The organism is Sphingopyxis sp. QXT-31 (assembly GCF_001984035.1).
In the GTDB taxonomy this organism is placed as follows: Bacteria; Pseudomonadota; Alphaproteobacteria; order Sphingomonadales; family Sphingomonadaceae; genus Sphingopyxis.
In genome coordinates this window covers 256,169-273,044 of sequence record NZ_CP019449.1, presented here as the reverse complement: position 1 = coordinate 273,044, position 16,876 = coordinate 256,169, and the positions used below count along the sequence as shown (strand labels likewise).

Sequence of the window (16,876 nt, the reverse complement as noted above, 5' to 3'; positions counted from 1 at the left end):
TGTTCAAACGCTTATTGCGGCGATGCGTCCGAAGCGGATCGAGCCCCAAGCCGGTGGGTCAGATCGCGACCTGGCTGCCCAGTTCGACCACGCGGTTGGTCGGCAGGCGGAAATATTCCATCGCGCTTTCCGAATTGCGCAGCATCCACGCGAAGAGCTTCTCGCGCCAGATCGGCATGCCGGGCTTCGCCGCCGCGATCAGCGTTTGGCGCGACAGGAAGAAGCTCGTCTCAAGCATCTTGAAATCGCCGCCGCAGCCGGTGACGCGGTGCAGCGCCGCGGGCACGTCGACGGGCTGCATGAAGCCGTAATTCAGGATCAGCCGGTGGAAACCCTGCCCCAGCCCGTCGAGCTGGCAGAGCTTCTTTTCCTCGACGAACGGCACGTCGGCGATCTTGATCGTCAGCAGGATAATCCGCTCGTGGAGCACCTTGTTGTGCTTGAGGTTGTGGAGCAGCGCATGCGGCACCCCGTCGGAGGACGAGGTCATGAACACCGCGGTCCCCGGCACGCGCGTCGCGCTGTTCGCCGCCGACTTGACGAAGATCGGGATCGGCATCGCGCCCTCGGCCATTTCCTGCTGCATCAGCTTGCGCCCGCGCGACCAGGTGGTGAGCATCGTGAAGATGACGAGCCCGATCGCCAGCGGCACCCAGCCGCCGTCGGGCACCTTGATCAGATTGGCGCCGAAATAGGCGACATCGACGATGAAGAAGACCGCCAGCACCGGCAGCGCCTTCCACGCCGGCCACTTCCACAGCGTGAACAGCACGACGCTGAGCAGGCACGTGTCGATGAACATCGCCCCCGTCACCGCGATGCCATAGGCCGCGGCGAGGTTGCTCGACGATCCGAAGAACAGGACGAGGATGATCACCATGATCATCAGGAACCAGTTCACCACCGGGATATATATCTGCCCCGCCGCCGACGCGCTGGTATGCTCGACGCGCAGGCGCGGGATGAAGCCCAGCTGGATTGCCTGCTGCGTCAGCGAGAAGGCGCCCGAAATCACCGCCTGGCTCGCGATGATCGTCGCGAGCAGCGCCAGGATCACCACCGGCACGCGCCACATGTCGGGCATCATCTGGAAAAAGGGATCGGAGATCAGCTCGGCGCGCGGTCCCGCCTCGGCGGCGAGCACCATCGCGCCCTGCCCCATATAGTTGAGCATCAGCGCGGGCAGCACGAAGACCAGCCAGCTCACCCCGATCGGCTTGCGCCCGAAATGCCCCATGTCGGCATAGAGCGCCTCGGCCCCCGTCACCGCGAGCACGACCGCGCCCAGCGCGATGAACGCGGTGAAACCGTCGATGTAGAAGAAACGCAGCGCGTTCATCGGGTTGATCGTCTCGACGATGATCCACGGATTGTCGCCGATATGCATGATGCCGAGCGCGGCCAACATGACGAAATAGGCGAGCATGATCGGCCCGAACAGCGCCCCGACCTTCGCCGTCCCGCGCGACTGGATCGCAAACAGCGCGATCAGGATCGCGAGCGCGATCGGCACGATATAGGGCGCAAAGCCTGGGTTCACATATTCGAGGCCTTCGGTCGCCGACAGCACCGACATCGCTGGGGTGATCATCGAGTCGCCATAGAAGAGCGCGGTCGCGAACACGCCGAGCAGCACGATCGGCCAGGTCCAGCGCTTGCCCTCCGACGAGCGGCTGATCAGCGCGAGCAGGGCCAGGCTGCCCCCCTCGCCCTTGTTGTCGGCCTTCATGATCGTCAGCACATATTTGAAGGTCACGACCAGCATCATCGACCAGAAGACCAGGCTCAGCACGCCATAGATGTGCAGCCGGTCCGGCTCGATCGGATGGTGCCCGGCAAAGGTCTCGCGAAACGCATAGAGCGGGCTGGTACCGATGTCGCCGAACACTACGCCGACCGCGCCAACGGCGAGCTTCAGCACGCCGTCGCCTTGATGGCCGTGGCCGTAATGGCCGGTGTCGGCGGCGTTGGGGGCAGCGCTTTCGGCGCCGCCGGCCGCCTGTTGCGACTCAGCAGTCATCGCGCGCCTTTAGACGAGCCGCAGAAAAAGGAAAGCACGTGCATCATGGCGCGTCGGGCGTTTCGACGGGCGGCGGCGCCAGCTGCGGTCCCAGCGCCTGCCGCAGCTGCGCCAGCCGTATCTCGAGGTCGGCGCGCCACGGCGCATCGGCGGGGCTCCGCGCCAAGAGCTCGCTCCACACCGCCTCGGCGCCCTTCAGATCGCCGCCCTGCGCCAGCGCCAGCCCGGCGAAGAACGGCGGTCCCGGGTGCGTCGGGTCGCGCTTCGCCGCCTCGTCGAACGCCAGCGCCGCCGCGGGCGACATCATGCCCCCGCCATGCGCGACCAGCGCATTGCCGAGGCCGACCCACAGATCGACATTGTCGGGATATTTGGCGAGCCCGTTCTGCAGCATCTTCGCCGCATTTTCGGTGCGCCCGCGCCGCATCTGCCCGTCGGAGGCCGCGATCCACTGCGACGCCGGGCCGAAGCGGTCGGCCATGCCCTGCTGGCGGTCGGTGATCGGCTCGCCGAAACCCTCCAGCTTGTCGACCGGGACTACGGGCCTCCCCGGCAACGACGGATGCCCCTGCAGCGCATAGCCGGCGAGCCCCAGCATCACTGCGGCCGCCGCGAGCGGCCGCGTCGCCGCGGGCAGCCGCCCGACGAAGAGCAACCCGCCGATCGTCAGCGCCGCGGCGAGCAGGACCCACAGCCAGATCATGCCTCGCCCTCCCCTTCGCCGGCGCCGCGCCGGAAGCGCCCGAAGGCCAGCCAGCCGCCGAGCGCGAGGAACAGCAGGGGCCCGAACCACAGGAAGGCGGTCGCGGCATCGAACGGCGGGTCGTAATCGACCCAATTGCCATAGCGCGCGACCAGCCAGCTGCGGATTTCCTCGGGGCTCTCGCCCGCGGCAATCTTGCTGCGCACTTCGTTGCGCATGTCGCCCGCCAGCGGCGCATCCGAATCGGCGATCGACTGGCCCTGGCAGACCAGGCAGCGCAGTTCCTCCATCAGCCGCTTCGCCTTGGCCTCCTGCACGGGGTCGGCGAGCTGCTGATAGGCATAGGGCGCGGGCGGCAGCCGGTCCTGCGCCGCGAGCGGCCCCGCCGCCGCCAGCGCCAGCAGGCCCAGCGTGGCGCGCCGCACCGTCACTTCATCTTCTCCAGCTTGGCGATGATCTCGGGCACCTGCTCCTCGAGGATCACACCCTGGATCTGCTCACGGATGATCCCCTTGCCGTCGATCAGGAAGGTCTCGGGCACCCCCGACGATCCGAGCGCGATCTGCACGCTCGACTGCATGTCCGACCCGATCCGGTCGAAGGGATTGCCGAACTCATTGAGGAATTGCGCGACATCCTCGGGCCGGTCGCGGATCGCGATGCCGTCGATCGGTACGCCGGCGCGCTTCAGCGCCTCGAGCTGCGGCGCCTCGGCGCGGCACGGGATGCACCAGCTGGCAAAGACATTGACCAGCCGCGGCCGCCCGTCGGCGAGCTGGCTGCTCTTGAGCCCCGCCACGCCCGCGGTCGCGGGCGGCAGGTCGAACAAGGGCATCGGCTTGTCGATCCACTGCGACTGGATCAGCGTCTCGGCGGGCGTCGTCAGCCGATAGATGAAGGCGCCGAACAGCAATCCCATGATCGCCAGCGGCACGAACAGGACCCAGCGCGACTTCATTTCCAGCGACCTTCTTCCTTGCGCGCCCGGCGCGCGCGCCACAGCGTCAGCAATTGCGCGCGGCCCAGCATCGACAGCGCCGCGCCGATCGCGATCAGCGCGCCGCCCAGCCAGATCCACCACACCAGCGGCTTCCACCAGAGGCGCAGTTGATAACGGCCCGCGCCGTCGGCACCGACCACCGGCTGGCCCAGCACAGCATAAAGCTGCCCGCCCGGCCGCGTCAGCAGGGCGGCCTCGTTGGTCTCGGTCGGCGCGGTGCCCATCAGCCCGGGGAACATCCGCGATTCGGGCTTCATCACATGCGATCCGCCGCCCGGCGTCGTCGCGACCAACGTGCCCTCGATCGCGGTATAATTGGGCCCCGCGACGGGCTTCACGCCCTCGAACTGGACATCGAAATCGCCGACCTTGACCACGTCGCCGGGCTTCGCCGCGACCAATTTCTCCTTGATGAAGGCGCTTTCGGCGCCCATCCCGGCGAGCGCGACCGCGACGCCGAAATGCGCGATCACCATGCCCCAGGTCGGCAGCGGCGTGCGGCGAAGGTTGCGGCCCCAGAGCGGCGCCAGGCTCGCGACCGCGACCACCCCCGCGACGGTCATGCCCAGCAGCGGCAGGATGCCGACCTTGCCGCCGAACAGGATGAGGGCGAACAGCACCGCCGCCCCGGCGAACACCGCCATCGGCAGCCGCGACCAGAGTTTCTTGCCGTCGTCCTTGCGCCACCTCAGCAGCGGCCCCGCGACCATCACCAGGCACAGGATCAGCGCCAGTGGCCCCGCGACCTTGTTATAATAGGGCGGACCGACCGAAATCTTCTCGCCTAGCGCCTCGGCGACGATCGGATAGAGCGTGCCGAGCAGCACCAGCGCCAGAATCGTCGTGAGCAGCAGATTGTTGATCACCAGCGAGCCCTCTCGGCTCATCAGCGCGAATTTCTTGCCCTCGGCGACCGATCCCGCGCGCACCGCAAACAAGGTGAGCGCGCCGCCGATATAGATCGCCATCAGCGCCAGCAGGAAGGTCCCGCGCTCAGGATCGACCGCGAAGCTGTGCACGCTGGTGAGCAAGCCCGAGCGCACGATGAAGGTGCCGACCATCGACATCGAGAAGCCGATCACCGCCAGCATCACCGTCCACGCGCGCAAGGCGTTGCGCGTCGCGGTCACCGCGACCGAATGGAGCAAGGCCGCGCCCGCGAGCCAGGGAATCAGCGAGACATTCTCGACCGGGTCCCAGAACCACCAGCCGCCCCAGCCGAGCTCGTAATAGGCCCAATAGCTGCCCGCGGTGATGCCGAGCGTCAGGAAAATCCAGCTGAACAGCACCCACGGGCGCATCGCACGCGCAAAGGCCGGCCCGATCTCGCGCGTGATCAGCGCGCCGACGGCGAAGCTAAACGCCACGGACAGCCCGACATAACCGACGTAGAGCGTCGGCGGGTGGAAGGCCAAGCCGATGTCCTGCAGCAGCGGGTTGAGCCCCTGCCCGTCGGGCGGCGCGACGGGCAGGCGGTTGAACGGGTTCGACGAAAAGAGCAGGAAGGCGAAGAAACCCAGGCTCAGCGCCGCCTGCGCGCTCAAGGTCGCGACCAGCGTATCCTCGCGCAGCCGTCGCTCGAAGATCGCGATCAGCGCCCCCGACAGCGACAGGATCATCAGCCACAACAGCATCGATCCTTCGTGATTGCCCCACGTCCCCGCGATCTTGAAGATCATCGGCTTCAAACTGTTGCTGTTGCGCGCGACCAGCTCGACCGACATGTCGGAGCGCACGAACAGCGCGATCAGCAGACCGAAGGCCGCGGTGGTCAGCACTCCCTGCGCCACGCTCGCCGGCCGTACCAGCGACGCCAGATCCTTGGGCCCGCCGCGCAGGAAGACGATCCCGGCGACGAGCGACAGGCACGCGAGCGCCGCCGCGATCCACAGCAGGGCCAGACCGAGTTCTGCGATCACAACCCAACCCCCGTCACCCCGGCGAAGGCCGGGGTCCCGCCGTCAGCGTCAATACGCACCGGTGAGATCCCGGCCTTCGCCGGGATGACGATGAAATGGCGGTTGCTCATACCTTCGGCGCCATCTTCGCGACGCCCTCGGGCATCTCGCCCATCTGCGGCGGCATATAGCGCTCGTCGTGCTTCGCCAAGATGCGGTCGGCGACGAAAGTCCCGTCGGCGCGCATCCGGCCGTCGGCGACCATGCCGCTTTCCTCGGCGAACAGGTCGGGGACGATGCCCTTGAACTCGACCGGCACCGACGCCTTGCCGTCGGTCGCGACGAAGCGGATGGTCAGCCCGTCGGGCTGGCGCACGATGCTGCCCGCGGCGACCATGCCGCCCAGCCGCATCGGCTCGCCGACTTGCGCCTTGCCCACCTTGACCTCGGCCGGAGTGCGGAAATAGGCCGCCTCGTCGCGCAGCGCGCTCGCGCCGAGCACGCCCGCACCCGCGATCCCCACGACCGCGACCAGCGCCAGAATCAAACGTTGATGCTTCGCCTTCATGTCCGGTCCCTACGCAGCGCGTCGCTGCGCTTTTCGGCTTTCTTCATCGCCCGCCAGCTCGCCCACAGCACCGCGCCGGTCAGCAGCGCGGTCAGCCCATAGGCGGCCACGACATAGGCCCATTGGCCACCCCCGCTGATCACCCCCGTCACGCGTCAACTCCCCTCGTCGTCGGCAAGCCGCCGCAGCCGCGCCGCGACGCGGTTGTCGGCGATGATCCGCCGCATCCGCATCAGCACGATGGCGCCGAACAGCAAGGAAAAACCCAGCACGGTCAAGCCCAAAGGCCACAGCAGCGCGCCGTCGATGCTCGATCCGCGCAGCGTGATGCTCGGCCCCTGGTGCAGGCTGTTCCACCATATGACGCTGCGGTTGATGATTGGGATGTTGATCGCGCCGACCAGCGCGTAGATCGCCGCGCCGCGCGAGAGCGAGCCGCCCTGCCTTTGCCCCTCATCGCCGCTCGTCAGCGCGATGAAGCCGGCATAAAGGAACAGCAGGACCAGCATCGAGGTCATCCGTCCGTCCCATTCCCACCAGGTCCCCCAGGTCGGCTTGCCCCAGATCGACCCGGTCGCGAGGCACAGCGCGGTGAACAGCATGCCCGGCACCGCGATTGCGCGCGCCGCGATGCCCGCGAGCGGATGGCGCCACACCAACTGCACCAGCCCCGCGACCGCAAGGCTCGTCCAGCCGCCCATGCCGAGCCACGCCGACGGCACATGGACGTACAATATGCGCGCGGTCTCGCCCTGCTTGTAATCGCCCGGCACCTCCGTCAGCCCGGCAAAGGCGCCCCCCAGCACAAGCAGCAGCCCGGCGCCGAGCAGCCACGGCGTCAGCGGCTTCGCAATCGCGAGGAAACGGGTGGGATTGGCGTAAGCGTGCATCGGTTTCGCGTCGTCTTTAGGGGAGGCCGATATATCGGTCCAGTGAATTGCCCGGCGCGACCCGGCGGCGCTTCTGTCGCGTGCCTTGCTGGCGAGGTCAAGTCTCGTCGCCAGCCTCGCCACCGCATGCCCGCCGCCGCGGGCGGCAACGTGACTAAATTACAACAAACGCAGCAAAAATGTAACAAACCCCGCCCCGCCGGTCGCTTTTGGCTGGCGGGACAGCGTCTTAGAGTCAATCCTCCTCGCACCGGGCCGCCGGGTCCGCAAAAAAGGGGACTGCACATCATGCCCAATACCAACAAAATCTCCGCGCTCGCCCTCGCCGCCGCTCTCGCCGCGACCGTCTGGTCCGCCCCGGTCCTCGCCCAGGACGCCGCGGTCGACGATGCCGCCGACGCCGACAGCAACACGATCGTCGTCATTGGCACGCGCCGCACCGATCGCACCGTCGCCGACAGCACCGTGCCGATCGACGTCATCGGCGGCGACGCGCTCCAGAACAGCGGCACCACCGAAACGAACAAGCTGCTCAATCAGCTCGTCCCCTCGTTCAATTTCCCGCAGCCCTCGCTGACCGACGGCACCGACTCGCTGCGCCCGGCAACGCTGCGCGGCCTCGCCCCCGACCAGGTGCTCGTGCTCGTAAACGGCAAGCGGCGCCACCAATCGTCGCTGATCAACCTCAACGGCTCGGTCGGGCGCGGTTCGACCGCGGTCGACCTGAACACCATCCCGCCGCTCGCGATCGAACGGATCGAAGTGCTGCGCGACGGCGCCTCGTCGCTCTATGGCTCCGACGCCATCGCGGGGGTGATCAACGTCCAGCTGAAACGCAGCGTCGGCGGGCGGGCGCAGGTCTCCTACGGCAAATATATCACCCGGATGGAGGATGTGGATCAGGTCGCGTCGGTCGCGCCGACGCTCACCAACCCGACCTTCGCGATCGGCTCGAACGGTTTCTTCGCCGTGACCGGCGGCGACAATCCGGTGATCACCTACACGGGCAAGGACCGCAAGCGGAACGACGGCGACACCTATACCTTCGCGACCAACATCGGCCTGCCGATCAGCGGAACCGGCTATCTGAACTTCACCGCCGAATATAAGGACCGCTCGCCCACCAACCGCTCGGGCCCCGACATCCGGCGCAATTATTTCGCGGCGGGCGATCCGCGCGAAACGACGCTCGACCGCTATTGGCACCGCTATGGCGACGGCGAATCGAAGGATATGAACTTCTTCGTTAACGCCGGCTTCGACCTCTCCGAAGCGATCGAATTCTACACCTTCGGCAGCTACGGCGTCCGCGACGGCAACGGCGCGGGCTTCTATCGCCGCTCGCTCGACATCCGCAACCAGGACTGGTCGGCCTCGACCACCAGCTTCGTTCCGATCTACGCCGACGGCTTCCTGCCGATCATCGAAAGCGAGATTCGCGACATTTCGGCCGCGGCGGGGATCCGCGGCGACATCGGCGCGTGGGATTACGACCTCTCGCTCGTCTATGGTTCGAACCGGCTGGACTATGGCGTGTCGAACAGCGTCAACACCTCGCTCGGCGGGCTCAACAGCAACCGCAAGTTCAACGCGGGCGGCCTGCGCTCGGGCCAGACCTCGGTCAACCTCGACGTCCGCCGCGACATCGACATCGGGATCGGGAACAGCGTCTCGCTCGCCTTCGGCGGCGAATGGCGCAACGAGAACTACAAGATCGTCCCCGGCGAGGAACAGAGCTGGATCAACGGCCCCTTCTCCTCGGCGCCCTTCGGCGCCGCGGGCGGGTCACAGGTCTTCCCTGGCTTCCGCCCCAGCAACGCGACCGACGTGTCGCGCGACAGCTTCGCGGGCTATGCCGAAATCGACGCCGATCTCAGCGACATGTTCACCGTCCAGCTCGCCGGCCGCTACGAACATTTCAGCGACTTCGGCGATACGGTCAACGGCAAAGCCGCGGCGCGCTTCGAACCGATCGACGGGCTCGCGCTGCGCGGCTCGGTGTCGACGGGTTTCCGCGCGCCCAGCCTCGCGCAGCAATCCTTCCAGACCACCTCGACCAACAATGTCGGCGGCGTGCTGATCGAAATCGGGACCTTCCCCGTCAGCTCGCCGGTCGCCGTCGCGCTCGGGGCCGAACCGCTCGAACCCGAAAAGTCGCTCAACTTCGGCGGCGGCGTCAGCTTCACGATGATCGACGGGCTCAGCATCACCGCCGACTATTACAATATCAAGATCAAGGACCGCATCACGCTGACCGAGAATCTGCAGGGCGCCGACATCGTCGCCACGCTGACCGCGGCGGGCATCACCGGGGTCAGCTCGGCGCGCTTCTTCATCAACGGCATCGACACGAAGACCGAAGGGCTCGACATCGTCGCCTCCTATCGCCTTCCCGATTTCGGTTTGGGCAATTTCCGGCTCAGCGCGGGCTTCAACCTCAACAACACCAAGATCACCGACCGCCGGACCTTCTCGGGCTTCACCGCGCAGCGCCTGTTCGCGCGGCAGGAAAGCTACCGCCTGACCGACGGCCAGCCGCAGGACAAGCTCAACGTCAGCCTCGACTGGGATTATGACATGGTCGGGCTGACGCTGCGCACCAACCGCTATGGCGAGGTGTTCCTGCCCAGCAGCTTCTCGACCGCCGCGAACAATAATAATATCGATCTCGCCCCGGGCGAGGTGCCGGGCGACATCTTCCTGTCGCCCAAATGGGTCACCGACGTCGAGCTGCGCATCAAGCCGCTCGAAGCGCTGCAGATCGCGATCGGCGCAAACAATGTGTTCGACGTCTATCCCGACCGCCTGCCCTTCGGCACCGTCGACGGCGTCAATTACGGCTTCAACAACGCCTTCCTGCCGTACAGCTCGCAGTCGCCCTTCGGCTTCAACGGCCGCTTCGTCTACGGACGCATCTCGGTCGACTTCTAAGCCGCTGAAACATTGGGAAAACGGCAAGGCCGGAAGCTAAGCTTCCGGCCTTGTCCATATCCACGTCCCCGTCACCGCCGCGACGACGACCGGCACCATCATCCACGGCCAGGGCGCAAAGAGCAGGGCCAGCACGATGCTCGCCGCGAACATGACGCTCGCCGCGACCTTGCCCTTGCGGCTGATCGCGCCCTTCTCGCGCCACGCAGTGATATGCGGGCCGAAGGTCGCGTGATTCACTAGACAAGCCTCGAGCCGCGGCGACGAGCGGGCGAAGCAGAAGGCGGCGAGGATCACGAACGGCACCGTCGGCAGTAAAGGAAGAAAGGCGCCAATCGCGCCGAGCGCGAGCGACAGCCAGCCGCAGACGAGGTAGAAATGCCGCTTCATGCGAGGCTGGCTTAGCGGAAATTCAGGGACGCGCCAGCTTTTGCGCCCAAAGGCCATCTCGCCTCCGTTCGCCCTGAGCTTGTCGAAGGGCCGTCCTTTCTTTCGGCGTCGCAATGGAAGGACGGTGCTTCGACAAGCTCAGCACAAACGGATTTGGGTAAGCTGTGAAACCTAACCCCGCCCGATCAATTTCTGCGCCATCCGGTCCGCCACCACCGACGCTGGTGTTCCGCTCGTCTTGCTCGCAGCCCAGATATCGGCAAGTCGCCCGGGAATCTGGTGGATCCGGCCTTCGACCTCTTCGCGGCTGCCCTGCCCCAGATATTCGAGCGCGACGTTGATGATACCGCCCGCGTTGATCACATAATCGGGGGCATAGACGATGTCGCGGTCGTGAACGCGCTGACCGTCGGCCGCGGTCGCGAGCTGGTTGTTCGCCCCGCCCGCGACGATCGGCACGCGAAGCTTTGCAATGCTCTCTTCGGTCAGGATCGCGCCGAGCGCATTGGGGCTCAGCACATCGGCTTCGATCTCCATGATCGCCGCCGAATCGGCGAGCTCGGCGCCCAGTTCGTCGGCGAGCGCCTTGGCGCGCGCCAGATTGACGTCGGCCAGCGTCAGGATCGCGCCATCGGCGGCCAGCCGCCGCGCGACGCCGCCGCCGACGCTGCCCACACCCTGGATCGCGACGTGGACGCCCTTGGCACTGTCGGTACCCAGACCCTGCTTGATCGCGGCGAGGATACCCAGATAGACGCCGAGCGCGGTCTGCGGCCCGGGGTCGCCGCCGACTTCGCCGCTCGCCACGGGCAGGCCGCTGACATGCTTGGTGTGGCGGGAAATCGTGACCATGTCGGCGACGGACATGCCGACATCTTCGGCGGTGACATAAGCGCCGCCCAGCGAATCGACCGCGCGCCCGAACGCCGCGAGCAGTTCGGGGGTCTTCTCGACGCCCTCGTCGGCCAGGATGACGCCCTTGCCGCCGCCCATCGGCAGGCCAGCCATCGCATTTTTGTAGCTCATGCCGCGCGACAGGCGCAGCGCGTCGGTGATCGCGGCCTTACGCTGCGGGTAATGCCAGTAACGCACGCCGCCGGCGCCGGGGCCGAGGTGGGTCGAGTGGACCGCGATCACCGCGGTCAGCCCGCTGGCGCGATCGCGGAACATGTGGACATGCTCATGATCGTCGAAATCGGCGAAATCCCAGACAGCAGACATGCGCGACTCCTCAGCGTTAGAAAATTACGTAGAAACGCAATAATGCAACGAGTGCGGCGAGTCACCCCTAAAGCGCTTGGGCGCGATGACAGGAAAAATGGGGCGACCAACGGGGCTCGAACCCGCGACCTCCGGTACCACAAACCGGCGCTCTAACCAACTGAGCTATGGTCGCCACACGCCGGGCGAAACCGCCTCGACAGCGCGCGGCGATAGGCGCGTGTGTGCCGGTTCGTCAAGCATTGTTCGTGTCACATCTGCCGCTTAAAAGCGCCTTATGACCGACAAGATCGTCGATATGGCCACATCGGGCGCCGACCGAACCGCCGAGCGGCTCGCCGCCGTGCCCGGCATCCGCCGCGCGCCGACCCCGAAGCTGCAGCAATATATGCTGTCGAACTTCCTCGACGCCGCGACCTGCGCCGCGCTGATCGAGCAGATCGACCGCGATGTCCGCCCCTCGACGATCGCCGATCCCAATGGCGATGAGGCTTTCCGTACCAGCACCACCTGCGACCTCGACCACCGCGACCCGGTGGTGCGCGCGGTCAACGACCGGCTCCACGCGCTCACCGGCATCCCGCTTCCCTTTGGCGAGCCGCTCCAAGGCCAGCGCTACGACGTCGGGCAGGAGTTCAAGGCGCACACCGACTTCTTCGACCCGCGCGGCGCCGACTGGGAGACCTATTGCGCGATCCCCGGCCAGCGCAGCTGGACCCTGATGATCTATCTCAACGCGCCCCCCGCGGGCGGCGCAACGCGCTTCCTCGCGACCGGCAAGATGCACCAGCCCGAGGCCGGCAAATTGCTCGCCTGGAACAATGTCCGCCCCGACGGCACGACCAACGACGACACGCTCCACCACGGGATGAAGGTGCGCAAGGGGCGCAAATATATCATCACCAAATGGTTCCGCGAACGGCCGTGGCCGTGGGCGGAGGGGGAATTGGATTAAAGCCCCACAAAAACCCGTTCGTGTCGAGCGAAGTCGAGACACGCGAAGGCGCGCGCTCCGCATGGTGTCTCGACTTCGCTCGACACGAACGGAAAGAGGGGTCGGCTCTCACCGACCCCTCGCCTGGAATTACCTCACCAACCGATACTGGAAACTCAGCGTCAGCGTGTTCGACACCTGGCCCGGCTCGACCGGGGTCGCCTTGGCGTCCATCGCCTGCAGGCGCACCATCGGCGGCATCGGCGGCGGCGGGCTCGCGTAGCTGCCGCCCTCGCTGATCGACACCAGCTCGGCGCCGCGGAAACCCGCGAGCCGCGCATAATCGGCCGCCTTGGCTTCGGCTTCCTTGATCGCCGCGCCGCGCGCGCCGACCAGCTGCGCCTCGGCGTCCTTCATGCCGAACCACGGTCCCTCGATGTTGGTGCCGCCCGCCGCGACCAGCGCGTCGAGCAGCGGGCCGATATCGCCAATCTTGGGCGTCGTCGCGCGCACGCTGTTGTTCACCTGATAGCCGATGAAGCGCGGCGGCTGGCCGTTGCCCTGATTATTATAGTCGTACTGCGGCGACAGGTTGATGCCGCTCGTCTGGATATCCTCCGCCTTGATCCCGCGCGCCTTGGCGGCGGCGATTAGCTTGTCCATCGCCGCGGCGTTCAGGCGCATCGCCTCGACCGCGGTCGGCGCGGTGGTCTGCACCCCGGCGCCGACGGTCGCCTGGTCGGGGCGCGAGCGCACCTCCTCGTTGACGCTGAAGCTCAGGATCGGCCCCTGCACACTTGCTGTCGTCACCGTCGAACCTCCCTGCTGCTGCGCAAGAACCGGCGTGGCCGCCGTCAGCGCGAGGGCGCTGGCCATAGCGATGAGCATATGCTTCGTCATTTTCTTCTCCTGTGACCGGAACCCCCGGCCGTCATGAACGCCCGCCCCATACGCAGACGGAGCGAGTGCGTTCCGGCCTTTGCCCCCACGGCGCTTGCATGATGCTGAACATCTCCGTAGCGAGCCGTTCATCATGGCAGCCCCGATCTTATCTTATGAAGGCCTCGGCCTCGTGCAGGGCAGCGGCTGGCTGTTCCAGGACCTCGACATCTATGTCGGCGAACGCGACCGGCTCGCGCTGATCGGCCGCAACGGCGCGGGCAAGACCACTTTGCTCAAACTGCTCGCGGGCCAGATCGACGCCGACAAGGGCAAGCGCGTCATCGTCCCCGGCACCCATGTCGTGATGCTCGAGCAGGAGCCCGACTTCCGCCCCTTCGCGACCCTGATGGATTTCGCCATCGCCGGGACGGACGCCCCGCCCGAGCATGAAGTCGCGGCGATCGCTGATCAGCTCGGCATCGACATGAGCCGCACCGCCGCGAGCGCCTCGGGCGGCGAGCGCCGCCGCGCCGCGCTCGCCCGCGCCCTCGCGCAGAATCCCGACGTACTGCTGCTCGACGAGCCGACCAACCATCTCGACCTCGCCGCGATCGACTGGCTGGAAAGCTGGCTCGCGCGCTACACCGGCGCCTTTGTCGCGATCAGCCACGACCGCACCTTCCTCACCCGCCTGACGCGCCAGACCCTGTGGCTCGACCGCGGCAGCATCCGCCGCAAGGAGATCGGCTTCGGCGGCTTCGAGGAATGGAGCGACGCGGTCGCCGCCGAGGAAGCCCGCGCCGCGCAGCGCCTCGACTCCAAGCTCCGGCTCGAGGCGCATTGGCTCGAACGCGGTGTCACCGCGCGCCGCAAGCGCAACCAGGGCCGACTCGAGAAATTGAAGGAAATGCGCGCCACGCGCGCCGCGATGATCGGCGGCCCGGGCGTCGCCAAATTGGGCCTCGCCAACGACGACGTCCGCTCGAAATCGGTCATCGTCGCCGAAAATGTCAGCAAAAGCTTCGGCGACCGCGCGATCATCAAGAATTTCGATTTCCGCGTCCAGCGCGGTGACCGCATCGGCATCGTCGGCGCCAATGGCGCGGGCAAGTCGACCCTGCTCAAGCTGCTCACCGGCGAGATCGAGCCGGACAGCGGCAAGATCACCCTCGCCCCGACGCTCGACGGCATCGTCATCGACCAGCAGCGCAGCCTGTTGTCGCCCGAAAAGCGCGTCCGCGACATCCTCGCCGACGGCGGCGACTGGGTAGAGGTGCGCGGCGTCAAGAAGCATATCCAGGGCTATCTCAAGGAATTCCTCTTCGACCCCGGCGTCGTCGAGGCCAGCGTCGGCGCGCTCTCGGGCGGCGAGCGCTCGCGGCTCCTGCTCGCGCGCGAATTCGCCCGCGAATCGAACCTCCTCGTCCTCGACGAGCCGACCAACGACCTCGACCTCGAAACGCTCGACCTCCTGCAGGAGGTCATCGCCGACTATGCCGGCACCGTCCTCCTCGTCAGCCACGACCGCGACTTCCTTGACCGCACCGTCACCGTGACGCTCGGCCTCGACGGATCGGGCAAGGTCGACATTGTCGCCGGCGGCTATGCCGACTGGGAAGCGAAGCGTACGAAGCCGAACGCCGCCAAGGCAAAGTCGGCTTCGGCAGAAGCCCCCCCGCCGCCTCCGCAGGCGCGCAAGAAGCTGAGCTACAAGGACCAGCGCGACTACGACCTGCTTCCCACGCGGATAGAGAAAATCGAAACGGAAATGGCCGGTATCGAAACCGATCTCTCCGACGGCGACCTCTTCGTGCGCGACCATGCGCGCTTCACTGCGCTGACGGGCAAGCTCGAAGCGCTGCGCGCCGAAAAGGCCGCGGCCGAGGACCGCTGGCTGGAACTGGCCGAGGCCGTCGAGGCATTGGGATAACCCACCGTCCGCTTTAGGGTGGCGAGCGGCCATCACCGATCCCCCCCGGCACGGGGAGGGGGACCAGCGAAGCTGGTGGAGGGGCACAGGCGGTTTACCGGAACGCATCACAGATACGTTACCGGAAATGGGTGGCTTGTCGGTTTGGCGCTGCGCAAACCTCACGTGCCCCTCCACCACCCTTCGGGTGGTCCCCCCCCCCCGTTGAGGGAGGATCGCTCTTGTCAGCTCCCGCCCGAAACCCGCCGAATTACGCCATGCAAATTTAATGCGCGCAGAGGCGCAGAGGCCGCAGAGACGAAGGGCCATCCTCTCCGCGGCCTCTGCGCCTCTGCGCGAATATTATTTAGTCTGCGGCAGCGTCACCCCGTCCCGTAAAACCGCGCCAGCCGGTCGAGCGCCAGCCCCAGCACCAGCTTCCCCGACCGCGCCGGCCACCCCAGCCCTTTCTCGGCGCAGCCGATCCCCTCGCCCGCGCAGATCACACGCCAGCAGATGTCGGCCAGCCCCGGCCCCGCTGCGTCGAGCGCGGCGTGAAAGCGCCGGCGCGCGTCGATCCGCGCCAGCGACGCATCGGCTGCCTTCGCGCCGCCGCGCGTCTTGGCCGGCGCCGCGGCGTCCCAGCGCATCGTCACCCGCGCCGCGAGCCCCGCGCGCTCGTAATCGGCGCGCAGCCGCTCGCCCGCGCCGAGCTGCGCCGCGCTCAGATGGCCGCGCGCGGCGAGCCAGGCGATCGGACTTTCAGCGACATTGACGCTGACGTGGCGCATCATCTGCGGCCCCGTATTGCCCGGATCGAGCCGGTCGTCGGGGTGGATGCGCGTTTCGAGTCGGGGGCCGGCCATAAGATTCTCCTCTGATTGGAGAAGCGGCTTGACAGTGGATTATTTTTTAGGAAAGAAGAAACCGATTTGGTTATCGGAAAAATTGCATGATAGGTTCGCCATGATCAACAGCATCCGCGCCGTGCGCCGCGCCAAGCGCCTGACCCTCGAAGATGTGGCGCAACGCTGCGACCCGCCGACCACCGCGCAGACGATCGGCCGCCTCGAGACGGGCACGCGCACGCTGTCGCTGGGCTGGATGAACCGCATCGCCAAGGCGCTCGGCGTCGACGCCGCCGAGCTCGTGCAACTGCCGCAGGACACCCAGCTCACCGTCACCGCGCTGCTCGGCGCCGACGGGGTCGAGGCGCCGACGCGCGTCGAGCAGGCGCTCACCGCGCGCCCGGGCGAGGATATGGTCGCGGTGCGCGTGACCTCGTCGATCGGCGATTATCGCGCGGGCGACGAAATCTGGTGCCGACGCATCGAGGGCGACTGGGCGGGCGCGCTCAACCGCGACCTGCTCGTCCCGCGCCCCGCAGGCCGCTTCTTCTTCGCGCGCCTGCTCAACGTCGACGGCGAGAAACTGCACCTGCTCCCGCTCGGGGTCGGGCAGCGGCAGCAGGTCGTTAGCAACCCGCCCTGGGCCGCGGTCGCGGTGCGATTGATCCGCAGCCTCTGAGCC

General features: G+C 66.9%; 16 protein-coding genes and 1 tRNA gene. 4 read left to right on the top strand and 13 right to left on the bottom strand.

Going from position 1 to position 16,876, the window contains the following annotated elements; all coding sequences use genetic code 11:
• Positions 1-58 precede the first annotated feature (58 nt).
• The 8 genes from BWQ93_RS01340 to ccmC all read right to left on the bottom strand — a co-directional run bounded on the left by BWQ93_RS01340 (position 59) and on the right by ccmC (position 7,079).
• Positions 59-2,020 carry a potassium transporter Kup gene (locus BWQ93_RS01340; RefSeq protein ID WP_077028948.1) on the bottom strand — a complete coding sequence of 654 codons (1,962 nt, stop codon included), beginning with the start codon at positions 2,018-2,020 and terminating at the stop codon, positions 59-61.
• Between the two features lie 43 nt (positions 2,021-2,063).
• Positions 2,064-2,723, bottom strand: a complete 660-nt coding sequence (locus BWQ93_RS01335; protein ID WP_077028947.1) for a tetratricopeptide repeat protein — start codon at positions 2,721-2,723, stop codon at positions 2,064-2,066.
• Complete coding sequence (locus BWQ93_RS01330) at positions 2,720-3,148, bottom strand: cytochrome c-type biogenesis protein (protein WP_077032133.1); 429 nt, start codon at positions 3,146-3,148, stop codon at positions 2,720-2,722. The genes BWQ93_RS01335 and BWQ93_RS01330 overlap by 4 nt, the downstream gene beginning before the upstream one ends.
• A 2-nt stretch (positions 3,149-3,150) precedes the next feature.
• On the bottom strand, positions 3,151-3,681 hold the full coding sequence (locus tag BWQ93_RS01325; protein WP_077028946.1) for a DsbE family thiol:disulfide interchange protein: 531 nt from the start codon (positions 3,679-3,681) through the stop codon (positions 3,151-3,153).
• Positions 3,678-5,642, bottom strand: a complete 1,965-nt coding sequence (locus BWQ93_RS01320) for a heme lyase CcmF/NrfE family subunit (protein ID WP_077028945.1) — start codon at positions 5,640-5,642, stop codon at positions 3,678-3,680. The genes BWQ93_RS01325 and BWQ93_RS01320 overlap by 4 nt, the downstream gene beginning before the upstream one ends.
• A 106-nt stretch (positions 5,643-5,748) precedes the next feature.
• Positions 5,749-6,189: a cytochrome c maturation protein CcmE gene (gene ccmE / locus BWQ93_RS01315; protein ID WP_077028944.1), complete on the bottom strand. Its 441-nt coding sequence runs from the start codon at positions 6,187-6,189 to the stop codon at positions 5,749-5,751.
• Positions 6,186-6,341 carry a heme exporter protein CcmD gene (locus BWQ93_RS01310; RefSeq protein WP_077028943.1) on the bottom strand — a complete coding sequence of 52 codons (156 nt, stop codon included), beginning with the start codon at positions 6,339-6,341 and terminating at the stop codon, positions 6,186-6,188. Before BWQ93_RS01310 ends, ccmE begins: the two co-directional genes overlap by 4 nt.
• Before the next feature lie 3 nt (positions 6,342-6,344).
• Entirely contained in the window at positions 6,345-7,079 is a 735-nt protein-coding gene (ccmC, locus tag BWQ93_RS01305; protein WP_077028942.1) for a heme ABC transporter permease CcmC, read from the bottom strand.
• 288 nt (positions 7,080-7,367) lie between these two features.
• Here ccmC and BWQ93_RS01300 point away from each other — a divergent pair, with 288 nt between their 5' ends.
• Entirely contained in the window at positions 7,368-10,010 is a 2,643-nt protein-coding gene (locus tag BWQ93_RS01300; protein ID WP_077028941.1) for a TonB-dependent receptor plug domain-containing protein, read from the top strand.
• Positions 10,011-10,046: 36 nt separating this feature from the next.
• Here BWQ93_RS01300 and BWQ93_RS01295 read toward each other — a convergent pair whose 3' ends face one another.
• From BWQ93_RS01295 to BWQ93_RS01285, 3 genes are all read right to left on the bottom strand, one after another.
• A complete protein-coding gene (locus BWQ93_RS01295; protein ID WP_077028940.1) occupies positions 10,047-10,400 on the bottom strand; it encodes a YbaN family protein in 354 nt (117 codons plus the stop codon).
• A 171-nt stretch (positions 10,401-10,571) separates the two neighbouring features.
• Entirely contained in the window at positions 10,572-11,621 is a 1,050-nt protein-coding gene (locus tag BWQ93_RS01290) for a Glu/Leu/Phe/Val family dehydrogenase (protein WP_077028939.1), read from the bottom strand.
• 98 nt (positions 11,622-11,719) lie between these two features.
• Positions 11,720-11,796, bottom strand: a tRNA-His gene (locus tag BWQ93_RS01285).
• 102 nt (positions 11,797-11,898) lie between these two features.
• Between BWQ93_RS01285 and BWQ93_RS01280 the strand changes: the two genes are divergently transcribed.
• Positions 11,899-12,576, top strand: a complete 678-nt coding sequence (locus BWQ93_RS01280; RefSeq protein ID WP_232314702.1) for a prolyl hydroxylase family protein — start codon at positions 11,899-11,901, stop codon at positions 12,574-12,576.
• 129 nt (positions 12,577-12,705) lie between these two features.
• Here the strand turns inward: BWQ93_RS01280 and BWQ93_RS01275 are convergent, their stop codons facing one another.
• The gene (locus BWQ93_RS01275) at positions 12,706-13,455 is read right to left on the bottom strand and encodes an SIMPL domain-containing protein (RefSeq protein WP_156878078.1); all 750 of its coding nucleotides are present in this window, start codon (positions 13,453-13,455) and stop codon (positions 12,706-12,708) included.
• Between the two features lie 133 nt (positions 13,456-13,588).
• Between BWQ93_RS01275 and BWQ93_RS01270 the strand changes: the two genes are divergently transcribed.
• Entirely contained in the window at positions 13,589-15,367 is a 1,779-nt protein-coding gene (locus BWQ93_RS01270) for an ABC-F family ATP-binding cassette domain-containing protein (protein ID WP_077028938.1), read from the top strand.
• Positions 15,368-15,729: 362 nt separating this feature from the next.
• Here the strand turns inward: BWQ93_RS01270 and BWQ93_RS01265 are convergent, their stop codons facing one another.
• Entirely contained in the window at positions 15,730-16,140 is a 411-nt protein-coding gene (locus BWQ93_RS01265) for a DUF6456 domain-containing protein (protein ID WP_077032130.1), read from the bottom strand.
• A 172-nt stretch (positions 16,141-16,312) separates the two neighbouring features.
• Here BWQ93_RS01265 and BWQ93_RS01260 point away from each other — a divergent pair, with 172 nt between their 5' ends.
• Entirely contained in the window at positions 16,313-16,873 is a 561-nt protein-coding gene (locus BWQ93_RS01260; RefSeq protein ID WP_077028937.1) for a helix-turn-helix domain-containing protein, read from the top strand.
• Positions 16,874-16,876: the final 3 nt, after the last annotated feature.